Source organism: Fibrobacter succinogenes subsp. succinogenes S85 (assembly GCF_000146505.1).
Lineage (GTDB): Bacteria > Fibrobacterota > Fibrobacteria > Fibrobacterales > Fibrobacteraceae > Fibrobacter > Fibrobacter succinogenes.
On record NC_017448.1, the window covers coordinates 2,417,687 to 2,431,394 of the forward strand.

Genomic DNA, 13,708 nt, shown 5'->3' on the forward strand with positions numbered 1-13,708 from the left:
AAAAAAAAGGAGAAGGAAAGTGAAGAAATTCATAAGTAAATCAATTACTTTGTTGATGGCAATTGCTTCGGCGGGGATGCTCTCGGCTTGCCTGGATGATAAAGTTGCAGGCGGCGTCACGGAAGATGCAGGGCTCGCCATTAAGGACTTGAATGTGGCGGGCTTGGCGCAAAAGGGCCCGTTTGTCAAGGGATCTGTAGTGACTGTGCAGGGTGTTGACTGCAAGACGATGAAGTTCACGGAAGAAGAATTTACAGGCGAAGTCAAGAGCAACAAGGGCGACTTTGACGTTGACGATGTGAATCTCTCTGCGACTTGCGCGTTGTTCTCTGTGTCCGGCTATTACATGAATGAATTTACCGGTGAGAAATCTTCGGATAAGTTGACGCTCCATGCGATTACGGATTTGAAAGACCGCAAACATGTGAACATCAATGTGCTTACGGAATTGGAATACGAGCGCGTGATGAAGCTTGTCTCCAAAGAGAAAATGTCCTTTGACGATGCTAAGATGCAGGCAGAAAAGGAAATCCTAGCCGCGTTAGGTTTGGTGGATCGCTTTGAGTCGTTCGAAGGCTTGAGCATTTATGAAAAGGGCGACGGGAATGCTGCCCTCCTTGCGACGAGTGTAATGCTGCAATCGGATTTGGATGCTGAAAAGCTCACGGACCGTTTGGATGGCTTTGCTTCGTCCATCGCGGAAAGTGGCGAATGGGACGATGAAAAGACGAAAAAGAAAATGACGGATTGGGCGGATTCTGCAAAGTCCAGGGGCAAATACGAAACGATTCGCGACAATCTTGAAAAATGGAGCGACTCCGATGAAATCCCCGACTTTGAAAAAGTCGTCGATGAAATAAATAAGGATGCCAAGGAAACTACTCAGAAAATCCCTGAAGAGTGGAGCTGGGATGTACCGCAGTCCGCTCGCCTGAATCCGAATATCAAATACGATACGATGATTGACCCGCGCGATAAACAAGTCTATAAGGTCGTGAAAATTGAAGTGAAGGAGCATGATTATTCGCAGGTGTGGATGGCAGAAAACCTGAACTATGCCGATAGCGTCAAGACGCCGAGCTTGAAAGGCCAAAACTGGTGCTACAATAATGATGAGAAAAATTGTAAGGTAAGCGGTCGCTATTACACTTGGGCGGCGGCGATAGACTCTGTGGCTTTGGCAAACGATTCAAAGAATCCGCTGAATTGCGGTTATGGCAAGACGTGTGGAATTAATCGCGGAGTGCAGGGAATTTGCCCTGACGGCTGGCATTTGCCGACGCTCCATGAATGGGGATTGTTGGGCGTAGCTCTGGGGAACGCTGGCGTGGCCGGAGATAGCCTCAAGGCGCTGACTGGCTGGGATTACGCCGGAACGGCTGACAATAACGGCGTAGATGCCTATGGATTTGCGGCGCTTCCGACCGGAAGGATGGTTTCTACATCTAGCTGGAGCAATGTTGGTTCTAATGTTTATTATTGGAGTTCCGAAGAGGATGGTACGTATGAAGCGCGATATTCGAATATAAACAACATTTATACTAAATTCTATTTGTTCCAAGGTTCAAAAAAATATGGACAGAGTGTACGTTGCATCAAGGGTGATCCTTCGACTGCAGCGATTAAATCTTCTTCAAGTTCTAGTGTTGGCGAAACGAAGTCTAGCAGCAGTTCTGCAAAATTGAGTAGCAGTGTGGTTGTGTCCAGCAGTAGTCAAGTAAAAATGAGTAGCAGTTCTGTAGTTCCTTCCGGCTGGAGCTGGGACGTGCCTAAGGAATTGCGCTTTAATCCGAATATCAAATACGACTCAATGGTTGACCCGCGTGACAAGCGTGTGTATAAAGTTGTGAAAATCGAAGTGAAAGAAAGGGATTATTCAAAGGTGTGGATGGCGGAGAACTTGAACTACGATGATAGCGTCAAGACGCCGAGTTTGAAGGGCAATAGCTGGTGCTACCACGATACCACGAAATATTGCGAGGTGAGCGGTCGCTATTACACTTGGGCTGCGGCGATTGATTCAGTTGCGCTGGCAAATGATCCTAAGGATCCGTTGAATTGCGGTTATGGCAAGACTTGTGGACTTAATCGCCAGATACAGGGAATTTGTCCTGACGGTTGGCACTTGCCGGTTCGTGATGAATGGGGCTGGTTGAGCGTGTACTTAGGGAATGCGGGCGTGGCCGGCGATACCCTCAAGGCTTTGACCGGATGGGATTATGCCGGAACAGAAGACAATAACGGTGTGGATGCCTATGGATTTACGGCACTCCCGACTGGACGAAGAATCTCTGAAACTAACTGGAGCAACATTGGTTCTAATGTCTATTATTGGATCTCTGAAGAAGAGGATGCGTATGAGGCTCAGTATTCGAATATAAACAACATTTATACCAAATTCTATTTGTACCAAGGCTCAAAAACTTATGGACAAAGTGTCCGCTGCGTGAAGGATGAGTAAATAGTGGTTAGTAAATAGTGGTTGGTGGTCAGTGGAAAAAGTCCTCGCTAGTGTGGCGGGGCTTTTTTGTGTTCTTAGGATACATTTTGTGTTCTGAAATTTTGCGTAATTCGTATAAAAATGGCTGAAAACGTAAAAATTAAGCGAAAAACGGCAATTTTTGTATTCCATTATTATTGAATAAACTATATTTGTAATCATGAAGGCGATTGTTGAATATACAGATTATCGCAAGTTCATTCAGGATTATTATGATGAACGCAAACGCGACTCCGCTTTAACTTGGCGCGAGTTTGCTCAGAAAGCCGGTTTTGCATCGGCCATTTTTCTGAAGTATGTTTGTGAAGGCAAAAAGAATCTGAGTATCAGCGCTGCGGGTTCCGTTGCAGATGCCATGGGGCTTGTCGGTTTTGAAAGAACGTACTTTGTTCTGATGGTGATGTACGCCCATGCCAAAGGGGACGAGGCCAAAATGGCGGCGTTCGAAAAATGCTGTGCCTTGGCGAGGGCGCATAAGGTTCGTGTGCTCGGTAGCGAAGAATTTGATTATTACAGGTCTTGGAAAAATCCGTTGATTCGTGAACTCGCTCCGCACATGCCGGGAGCAATGCCTTCTGAAATGGCGCGTGCTTGCAGGCCGAAAATCTCTACAGCCGAAGTTGCTGAAACGCTTGATTTTTTGGAAGATGCAAATCTCCTAAAAAAAGACCAGGAAGGAAATTATGTGCAGACGGACAAGTCCATATCGATGGGCTCCGTGGAAGCGGTTCCGCTTGCGGCGCGTGATTTGCAACGCCAGATGGGCGAGCTTGCCGTAAGGGCTATAAATTTCCCGCTTGCGGAGCGCTCCATGTCGGGTGTTGTCTTGGGGCTTACGCAGGAGTCCTATGAGCGTGTCAAGAAGGAACTTTTGGAATGCCGTCGCCGCATTATCGCCATTGCTACGGAAAGTAACAAGACGCAGCGTGTGTACCGCTTGAACTTGCAGTTGTTCCCGTTGAGCGAAGATCTGGATGTTGCTAACGATGCTTTAAAAAATAAGGAGGAGAGGAATGATAAGAAACGAGTCTAGATTTTTTGGGGGAGTTTTTGCTTTCGCATTGGCGTTTGCCTTTGTGTCCATGTTTTCGGCATGCTCTGAAAAGGTTGCGGGTGGATCTTCTGATGATTCGGGTATCTACGCTGTCAAGGATTTGGATGTGGCAGGCGTTTCGCAGAAGGGGCCGTTTGTCAAGAGTTCTGCGGTGACGGTGCAGGGTATTGATTGCAAAACGGTGGAACTAACTCATGAAATTTTTGAAGGTTCGGTCAAGAGCGACAAAGGCGACTTTGGCGTTGATGATGTGAACCTTTCGGTGTCTTGCGCTTTGTTCGAAGTAACCGGTCACTACTTCAATGAAGTGACTGGTAAAAAGTCGGCGGGCGAGGTAACGCTCCATGCGCTCTCGGACTTGAGCGACCGCAAGCATGTGAATATCAACATGCTCACGGAACTTGAATACAGGCGTGTGATGCATCTCGTGTCAGAAGAGCATATGGATTTTGCGGATGCAAAGAAACAGGCCGAGAAGGAAGTCCTTGCTGCTTTCGGTATCAAGGGTGACTTTGATAATTTTGAAGACTTGACCATTTTTGAAGGTGGTGATGGAAATGCGGCGCTCCTTGCTGTAAGCGTGATGATGCAGGCGGAAACGGATGAAGCGGGACTTGCGAAGCGTATAGATAAGTTTGCAGATTCGTTTGCGGAAACCGGCAAGTGGAAGGATGACGAAACGAAAGCGGCAATTGAAAGTTGGCAGATTGATGCTGCGGCCAATGGTACTCTTGATTCAATTCGCAAGAATGTTGAAAGTTTGGGCTATGCCGATGTGGTTCCCGCTTTTGAAAAGTTCGTCGAAGCTTTCCAATACTCTTCCAGTGTTACACCGCGGTCAAGTAGTTCGTCAAAGGTCCCTGAGCCTGCCGAAGAGTCCAGCAGCAGTTCCGCAAAGGCGGATGCCGGCAGTGAATACGATGCTTCAGCAAATACGCTGAAGGATTTGCGCGATGGTCAAATTTACAGAACCGTTAAAATCGCTGGTCAGGTATGGATGGCAGAGAACCTGAACTACGAAGTGGAAAATAGTTCCTGTTTCAAAAATTCCGCAGATAGCTGTGCCAAGTATGGTCGCCTATACACCTTGCCTATTCAGGGAGTTTGCCCGAGCGGTTGGCACTTGCCTAGTGGTGTTGAATTAAATGCGCTGGTCACGGAAGCGGGTGGTCCAATTGTTGCAGGTTTGCATCTCAAGTCACGGACGGATTGGTACAGAACGGTAAGAGGCACGGATGCCTTGGGGTTTGCCGCACTCCCTGCAGGCAGGTGGAGCGAAGATAACGGTTTCGTTGGTGGTGTTGCTGCTTTTTGGAGTTCTAGTGAACGCGATAGTATTCATGTGTACGCTATGCACTTGTCCGATTATAGGGCGGATATTACCTTCAGTGATAAGGACAACGTTGCGTATTCGGTTCGTTGTCTAAAGAATAATGATTCAGTAGAAAGTAGTTCTAGCGGCTCTGAGGCTTCTAGCAGCAGCGTTAAGATTGCGTTGGCCTGTAAAATGAAAAATACGGATTATTGCAAATATGAAACCTTGATTGATGAGCGCGATGGCCAAACATATAAGACCATAAAAATCGGCACCCAGACGTGGATGGCTGAAAACTTGAATTATGCGTCCTTGCAACCTACGGATAGATTGGATTCAACCAGTTTCTGTTACGAGAATGAACCCTTTAATTGTGAAAAGGATGGTCGCCTGTATTTATGGAGTGCGGTCATGGATAGCGCTGCGACATGGAGTGATAATGGTAAAGGCTGCGGTTATGGTGTTGTCTGTTCTCCGACTTTCCCTGTACGTGGCGTTTGCCCGGCTGGCTGGCATGTGCCAAATCGTGATGAAGTGATGGAATTGTTAGATGCTGTTGGTGGAGTAGATGTTGCTGGAGATATGCTCATATCTGAATATTCAGGTTGTATAGATGAAGTGGATCTTTATGGCTTTTCGTTCCGCCCTACAGGTCGCAAGAGAAGTGAAGGGTACTATGACGATGATGGTGAGTATGGGTATATGTGGACTACAACGGATGACTATTAGAATTCGGACGAGTTTTTTCTCAAAAATAATGAACCGTTTGAACTCGTAGCGGCATTTTCTCTGTCGAAAGCAGGCGGTAATCTTGGTATGCACGGATATTACAAAAATACGGGCTACCCTGTCCGCTGCATCAAGGACTAGATTTTAGAAAAGGAAGAATAGCTTATGTTCACGGAAAAGATTTCAATTTTTAAATGGTGTAATTTCTTCGGGTTGATTGCGGTGAGCGCCATGTTCTTGGCATGCTCCGATGACAAGATCGCGGGCGGTTCTTCGGATGATGCAGGCATTTACGCTGTCAAGGATTTGGACGTGGCGGGCGTCTCGCAGAAGGGACCGTTCGTTACGGGTTCGCATGTGACTGTGCAGGGCATCGATTGCAAAACGATGAAATTGACCGGTGAAAGTTTTGAAGGTACGGTCAAGAGTGACAAGGGCGATTACGATATCGATGGAATTTCGCTTTCGTCTTCGTGCGCGGTTTTTGAAGTGACCGGGCTCTATGTTGATGAATTTACGGGCGTGCAGACTACGGAGCCGGTAACGCTTCGCTCGCTTGTGAACCTCAAGGATCGAAAGAGCGTGAATGTCAATGTGCTCACGCAACTGGAGTATGGCCGTGTCGTGAAGCTCGTGTCCGAACAGAATACTCCTTTTGCAGATGCTAAAAAGCAGGCTGAAAAAGAAGTGCTTGGGGCGTTTGAAATTGATAGTGTGTTTACGCCGTTCGAAGATCTGAACATTGTTGAAGACGGTGAAGATAACGCCGCTCTCCTTGCTGTAAGCGTGCTTGTACTTGTTTCGGGTGATTCTAGTAAAAATGTGAATGTCGAGGAACGTTTGGAAAAGATTGGAACTTCTATTGCCGAAACCGGAATATGGGCTGATGAAGAAATTAAATCAGAAATGGCGGAATGGGCTTTTGCTTCATGGACGAATGGACAAATGAAAAGTCTAGGCGATAATCTTGAAAAAATGGGCTATCCCAGTAATATTTATGATATCTCGTATTTTACAGACGAGTTTGTAGATAGTGTCTGGGTGGACAAGAATCGCGATCCGTCTGTAATTTATTCCGGGATGTATATCAACTGGAGTATTCCTAAAGAAGCTTATTTTAATCCGGATATTAAGTACGATTCCGTTGTTGATAGCCGTGATGGGCAAATTTATAAGACCGTGAAAATCGGTAGCCAAACCTGGATGGCTGAAAACTTGAATTATGCCGACAGCGTTCAGACTCCGAGTCTTTTGGGGCGCAGCTGGTGCTTTGCCAATAAGCCCGAAAATTGCGCAATGGCTGGCCGCCTTTATACCTGGACTGCCGCTGTGGATTCTGTAAATCTTGCGACGGATAAGGATAATCCGCAGGACTGCGGCTACGAAAAGCTTTGCAACCTTTCTAAGATCCGAGGCATTTGTCCTGAAGGATTCCATTTGCCAGATACAACGGAATGGCGTACATTGATTTCATTTGCGGGTGGCGATCACATTGCCGGCGGAAAGCTTGAATCAAGGCTTGGAATGTATAGAGATCCAGGTACGGATGATTATGGTTTTTCTGCATTCCCTGCAGGTAACAAGTATCGTGATAGAGAATTTTTCGAAGATAGCCGCGATGTCTATTTTTGGCTGTTGACCGAATATTCTGATGATGACCACTTGGCTTATTGGTCGGTTTTCTTTTACGAAACATTTAATTTCTCGGGTGGCTTTAAGGATATGGGAGTCCCTGTCCGCTGCGTTATGGATTAGGAGGAATTCATCATGAAAAAAGTAATACTTCTCTTTTTGCTGACTCTTGCAAATATTGCAGGGGCGTACTCTATTTCGTATAAATATTCCGGTGCAACAGGCGCTTCTTGCGAACCTGCGAGTGCTTCTGGAGGAACAGAAATCAGGTGCTCTGCTCCAGATGGATTTGTTTGGTCTGCCGTATCCTTGGATGGGGGCAATTCGTCGATTAAATATTGTATTTCTGGTGCCTGCTTGGCCGAAATTAACGACAATGTCGTTGTGGATGTCAAGTTCTCTCAAGAGACCGCAGTACACAAGATTGATTGGGTTGCTGTCTGGAGCCAGGTATATACTTTAAGCAATGGCTATATCAAGGTGACGGACCTGGATGGTAAATACTTTTTGTTCGCCGCTTCGGAGGGGGATTCCGTCAAGGTTACGCCTGTACCTTCTCTGAGCTATCATTTTCAAGCGCTTCGTGAAAAGAATAGGGTCGGTGTTAAGATAGATACAGATTATTTTGGAAAGGATAATTTAAGTTTTTTTGCAATGCCGGATGCTGATATTCGTCTAGAAGCGGAATTTGCACACAATTTGTATAGAATCCTCTATGATATGAATGGACTTGATACGCTTGAATTGTGGGGTACGGACTGTTCGACTCTCCTAAGCTGCACAATTTCTAAAGCCATATATGAACGTGAAGGGTATATATTCCGTGGATGGACTTATGAAAAGGACCAACAAGATACGTTTCTTCTTCCTGGTACAAAACTCCCGCCGGCACCTTATGAGAATGATGCTCGCGTACAGCTTTATGCAAAATGGTTCGAAGTTAAAAAGCCTCAAAAAGTAAATGGCTGCTACCAGATAAATGACGAGCACGAACTTTTTGGTTATGCGTATATTGTCAATGGAAAGGACCATTTTGAACAGGAAACTGATGCCTGCGGTGAACTTGTTGCAGATATAGTCGTAAATGAAAGTGTGCTGGATTCAATTGCGATGTTGCGCAAGGATCCGGAACGTTTGCTGACGTGGACTCCGATGGGCTCGGCTGAAAAACCGTTTGTCGGAAGATTTAATGGTAAGGGACATTCCATAAAGGGGCTTTATGTGCCGGGTTCCGGAAGCTCTGTTGGATTTTTTGCGGTTGCTCAGGGAGATGTTTCTATTGATAGTTTGGGAATTATCGACTCTTATTTTGAGGGGTATGAGAGAATTGGTGGAATTGTCGGAAGTTTAGCGAAAAAGTCAAAGCTTTCCGTTACATATTCTTATGTGGATTTGACCTTGTCTGGTCGTAATATGGGTGGATTGGTTGGTTATGTCTTTGATTCTTCGTCGGTTTATATAAAGGGGGCTCACCGTTCAGGGAAGAATATTTCTGAATCTGTTGTTGGAGGATTGGTGGGCAGGGGAAGGTCTGCTTCTGTTTTTACGATATTGAATTCTTATAATGAAAGTTCTTTTGAATGTGGTATCCATAATTGCACGATTGGTGGGCTTCTTGGGTGTATTGGGGCTGAGTATGAAGATCTTATATATGAAAATATGGGTGATTCCCTAATTATAGATAGCTGCTATAATACGGGGGCTATGGATGGCAAAGGGAATGATTCATATTATGGTATTGGTCGAAGTATGGGTGGGCTTGTTGGCAGTTTTAATGCTCACTATGCTTCCATATCGAATTCGTATAATAAGGGCTCGATGACGACAGAAGATGGGGGGCGCGATACGGATTATATGGGTGGCTTGGTCGCTAGTTTTTCAGGAATTTTGGAAATAACACGTTGCCATAATAGCGGAACTCTTAAAGGGGATGGTGTTGCGGGATTTGTTGCAGGTGTTGGTGAAGGTTCTCATATAAATATTAGCACCTCCTATAATGAAGGTTATTTGTGGGGAAGAGGTATTGCTAGTGGAATGGTTATTTCGGAAGTGGGCTTTTATGGAGTTAATCCTGAGGGGACGATTGTCAATTCGTACAATGTAGGCGAAGTCGAAGTGTACGAGTCTTATCGCAAAGCGACATTGTTTGGCTCAGGGTTGTTTGATGGAAATATAAATCTCAAGATTATTAATTCGTACAATGTAACTCCGTTTAATTACCGGAAGTGTCAGATATCCTATGATACCTTAGTCAATGTTTTTTATTATAGAAGCTTGGCGTGTGAGGGGTTTGAAGATCAAAGTTCTCCAGATGATTTTATTGATGGCTCGATTGCGTGGAAACTGTACAATTATAACGAGAACGGGGTTGACGGCCATGTGTGGGGACAGAAGGTTGGTGTAGATCTTTATCCCGTCTTGAATGGTGCAGGAGTTGAAGGTTATAATCCGGATGCTCCTCGTTCAAGTTCCTCTTCGGGTAGGGTGTCGCTTACGGCTGAGGTTGTCGATTTGAATGTGTCGGTGAATGTTGCGGATCGGAAAATCCAGATTGAAGGCGCACGCGCCGGTTCGATGTTTGCATTGTTTGACATGCAAGGACGAATGCTTTTGGCTGGTTCTATCGAAAAAGGTTCTCGAACGATTGGTGTGCCGATGGCTGGCTCCTACCTCCTCCGTGTCGGGAGTAAAATGCAGAAAGTACACGTGAAATAATGTGATATAGCTCCCATGGCTTAAAATCATGGGTTGATATTCCCCTCAAAAAATATATGTTTACTTAAAGGTTCTCATTGGGGTATTCGAGGGGTTTTGATGAAATTGAATTTTCACAGCCTTGCGTTTAAACAGACTGTTTTGATATTGCTCGGCATCACGGTGATCTTTGTCGCGATGATTTTTATGCTTCAGCAGCAGGTCAGCTCGAGGATGTCGGAACTCATCATGGCACGTGGTCAGGAAATCAGTGAAAAGCACGTGTCTTCCATCGACAATATCTTTGAAGATAACGCCGCGGTTGTAAAAAACATTGTGGCGATGCTCGAACGTGGCGACTTGAGCAAGAAGGATATCGAGGAGTTTTTGCCGGTGGAATACGTGCGCACCCATGAGAAAAATCCGATTGCGTCTGCGCTGTTTATCGCCTATGAGCCTGAACGGAACGGTCGCGAGTTCATGCGCATCACGGGGCACGGTCTCGAGGGCAAGCTCATGGAGGTGAAGGACTACCGTGAAATGCCTTGGTACAAACAGTCCATCGAAACGGGCAAGGGCCAGTGGTATGAACCGTTTATTGGCGTCTATGCGGACCAGCCGGTGGCGCTTTATGCGATGCCTTTTTACCAGACGCTCCCCGATGGTTCCAAGAAATTCAAGGGTGTTGTCGGGCTTGATATTTTTGTCTCGTTCTTGCGCGATGCGGTCTCCTCGATAAATATTGAAAACTCGGGATATGCGTTTATCCTCTCTGCCGAAAACAGGTTTGTGGCGCATCCGCGCGATGAATGGGTTTTCAAGGAATCGCTCCATTCGCTGGCGAAGGGTCATGAGGCGGGCTTGTCTGCTTTTGAGAGTGCGGTCCGCGATTTGCGCAGCGGACTTTTGCTTGGCAAGACGTTTAGTGGCGAAAAGGCTTGCATCTATTTTTCGCACATGAAGGTGGACGGCTGGATTTTCGGCGTCGTGTGGCCTGCGGATGAATTCTTTGCAAAACAACGTAAGATGGCGTCGGTGCTTGGCATCCTTGGCTTGGCAAGCTATATCTTGATGATTGTGCTTGTGCTCGTGATTTCGAGTCGTGTGACGCGACCGCTCAAGGCGCTTGCAGGGGTGGCTAAGCGTTTGGGACAGGGCGACTTTGACGTGGAGATTCCGCCGGTTGATGGCAAGGACGAAATTGCGGAGTTCGCCGATGCGTTTGGTCGCATGCGTGATTCGCTCAAGGAAAATATTGAAAAGCAGAAGGGTGCCGAACGCGTGGCGAGCGAACTGGAAATGGCTCGCAAGATCCAGCTCGGGTTGCTTGCGCGTAGCGATGATGACGAGGGCGTGAAGGATGCCCGCCATTTGCTTTCTCCGTTTATTTTGCCTGCAAAGGCGGTGGGTGGCGACTTCTATGATTTTTGCAAGGTCGATAAGGACAGACTTGCCTTCTTGATCGCAGACGTGTCGGGCAAGGGCGTCCCGGCGGCGCTCCTCATGATGTCGGCGCGCTCGATGCTCAAGAGTGTTTTGCTTGCGGGCACTTCGGTGGTGGATACGTTCAACGTTGTGAATGACCGTTTGGCGTTCCGCAATTATCTCAACATGTTCGTCACGGTCTGGATGGGAGTTCTCGATTTGCGTACGGGCGAAGTGGAATTTGCATGTGCGGGGCATAACCCGCCGGCGATTCGCCGTGCCGACGGTACGGTCGAGTTTGCAAAGAGCAAGCCCGGTCTTGTGATTGCCGCGATGGAAGGGACCCGCTACAAGCGCCAGACGCTCAAGCTGAATCCAGGCGATACGATTTTCTTGTACACGGATGGTGTGACCGAGGCGACGGATGCGAACGAGAATCTGTTTGGTGACGAAAGGCTCTTGCAGACGCTCCGCGATGCCGGCAATCGCGAACCTGCCGAAATTTGCCCGTTCGTGAAGTCCAGGATTGATGAATTTGTGGGCGATGCTCCGCAGTTCGATGACATTACCATGCTCGCGCTCAAGTTCGTGGGCGGTTGACGCTGCTGCGGAATGCCCGAAAGCTCGCGAAATATGCGCGTGAAATGAAAAAAGACCTTGCTTTCGCAAGGTCTTTTTCGGGTGGATGACCGGACTCGAACCGGCAACATCCAGAATCACAATCTGGGACTCTAACCAATTGAGCTACATCCACCATGTAGCGAGACCAAATATAAAAAAGCCATCCCAAATTTCAAGGGATGGCAAACACTTTTTTCTAAAAAATTTGTTTTTAGCGCGTGACGACTACTTTTTCTGCATGATTCGGAGGAAATTTGCACGCTTGAAGTCGTTTCTGTGTTCCATGCAGAAGCGCGGGTACACGTACTGCTTCGGGAACATGCGGATCGTGAACGTGTTGTTGCAGCCTTCGAGGCAGCACTTGAATTCCAAGTCCATGGCTTCCGTGTAGTTGTGGCGGAAAATGATGTTTTTGGATTCGATGTTCTCGATATCCTTCTTTTGCTTTTGGCGCTGCTTGATGTCGCGGTGCAGTTCGCAGTACTTCGCGATCGGGTGACCCCAGAATTCACGGCCGCAACCGGGTTCCTGGCAGACTTTGAGCTTGATGCGTTTCTTCTTTTTGTACTTAGGTAATTGCATAGAGACCTCAATTAGTAGTAAAGATAATAAAAAACGTCGTTTTTGTAAAAAAATTGAATTTTGTTGGGGTTGTTTTAGTCCAAAACGCCTTTTCGTGTGTGTTATATAAATAGGAACCCTTAAAAAAAGGAATGTTTATGAGGATTTTTTGGACTTTGATGGTGGCGGCTTCGGTCTTTTTGGGCGGTTGCATGTACGTGAGCGGGTCGGCGGAAGGCGAAACTTCGCTGCATGCGACGGCGATAGACGTAGGGCAGGGGCTAGCGGTGCTCCTCGAATATGACGGTCGCTATGCGATGTACGATTTTGGGCCAGATTCGGTTGGCGTGGTGGATTCGCTTTTGGCGCGCGGGGTCGATACGCTTGAATGGGTGGTGCTGAGCCATAATCATCGGGACCATATTGGCGGGTTTATGGAACTTGTAGGGCGGGACGTTTTTGTGCGGCGTCTGTACGTGGGGCCGGATACGGCGGGCGGCTTTTATCGCGATAGTGTCTTGCGGGTGGCGAGAGCGCTTGGAATGCCAGTGGATACGCTATTGCGAGGCGAGAACGTAAGTTTTGGGGGTGGGTCTAATGGCTTTGATGTGTTGTGGCCGACGAGTTATCTTCGTGTGGGCGAGAATCGCGCGAGCTTGGTGCTACTCGGAAAGTTTGGAGCAAGCAAGATGCTTTTGACGGGTGACCTGGATTCGGTGGGCGAGCGTCATGTGCTTGAGATGAACCCGACGCTTTCGGCTGAACTTTTGCAGGTGGCGCATCACGGTTCGGCCGGGAGCAATACGCTAAGCTTCTTGTCGCAGGTATCGCCGAAGTACGCGTTTGTGAGCGTTGGTGCGGAGAACCGCTATGGGCATCCTGTGCCATCTGTTGTCCGTAAGTTGAACTTGGTGCTCGGCGATTCGCTGAAACTTTATCGCACCGATTTACAAGGCACTCTTCGCTTTGAACTCTCCCCAAGCATGGGCGTGGTTGTACCGTAGGGGGAATGGGGTATGGGCTCGCTCCCTTCGGTCGCTTTGGGCTATGGGGTATGGGTGTGTAATATCAAGTTATTATCTCAAGCCCAAAGCCTAGCAGAGCTAGGCGACCTCAAAGCGTAGCGACCCCATAGTGCTTTAGCACGACCTCAAAGCGTGCAAACCACCAACCACTT

The 13,708-nt window shown here is 47.3% G+C and carries 8 protein-coding genes and 1 tRNA gene; 7 read left to right on the forward strand and 2 right to left on the reverse strand.

The window, feature by feature from the left end; all coding sequences use genetic code 11:
- Positions 1-19 precede the first annotated feature (19 nt).
- From FSU_RS09985 to FSU_RS10010, 6 genes are all read left to right on the forward strand, one after another.
- Entirely contained in the window at positions 20-2,461 is a 2,442-nt protein-coding gene (locus FSU_RS09985) for a fibrobacter succinogenes major paralogous domain-containing protein (protein WP_014546288.1), read from the forward strand.
- A 199-nt stretch (positions 2,462-2,660) separates the two neighbouring features.
- The gene (locus FSU_RS09990) at positions 2,661-3,533 is read left to right on the forward strand and encodes a TIGR02147 family protein (protein WP_014546289.1); all 873 of its coding nucleotides are present in this window, start codon (positions 2,661-2,663) and stop codon (positions 3,531-3,533) included.
- On the forward strand, positions 3,514-5,598 hold the full coding sequence (locus tag FSU_RS09995) for an FISUMP domain-containing protein (RefSeq protein ID WP_014546290.1): 2,085 nt from the start codon (positions 3,514-3,516) through the stop codon (positions 5,596-5,598). The genes FSU_RS09990 and FSU_RS09995 overlap by 20 nt, the downstream gene beginning before the upstream one ends.
- Positions 5,599-5,763: 165 nt before the next feature.
- Complete coding sequence (locus FSU_RS10000) at positions 5,764-7,353, forward strand: fibrobacter succinogenes major paralogous domain-containing protein (RefSeq protein WP_014546291.1); 1,590 nt, start codon at positions 5,764-5,766, stop codon at positions 7,351-7,353.
- 12 nt (positions 7,354-7,365) lie between these two features.
- Positions 7,366-9,945 (forward strand): hypothetical protein, encoded by a 2,580-nt coding sequence (locus FSU_RS10005; protein WP_014546292.1) that lies wholly within the window; start codon positions 7,366-7,368, stop codon positions 9,943-9,945.
- A 99-nt stretch (positions 9,946-10,044) separates the two neighbouring features.
- A complete protein-coding gene (locus FSU_RS10010; RefSeq protein ID WP_014546293.1) occupies positions 10,045-11,949 on the forward strand; it encodes a SpoIIE family protein phosphatase in 1,905 nt (634 codons plus the stop codon).
- A gap of 80 nt (positions 11,950-12,029) precedes the next feature.
- Here FSU_RS10010 and FSU_RS10015 read toward each other — a convergent pair.
- Both FSU_RS10015 and FSU_RS10020 read right to left on the reverse strand, forming a co-directional pair.
- A tRNA-His gene (locus FSU_RS10015) sits at positions 12,030-12,103 on the reverse strand.
- Positions 12,104-12,195: 92 nt separating this feature from the next.
- On the reverse strand, positions 12,196-12,552 hold the full coding sequence (locus FSU_RS10020; RefSeq protein WP_014546294.1) for a hypothetical protein: 357 nt from the start codon (positions 12,550-12,552) through the stop codon (positions 12,196-12,198).
- 137 nt (positions 12,553-12,689) lie between these two features.
- On the opposite strand from FSU_RS10020, the gene FSU_RS10025 reads away from it, so the two are divergent.
- Positions 12,690-13,535 (forward strand): ComEC/Rec2 family competence protein, encoded by an 846-nt coding sequence (locus FSU_RS10025; RefSeq protein ID WP_014546295.1) that lies wholly within the window; start codon positions 12,690-12,692, stop codon positions 13,533-13,535.
- Positions 13,536-13,708: the final 173 nt, after the last annotated feature.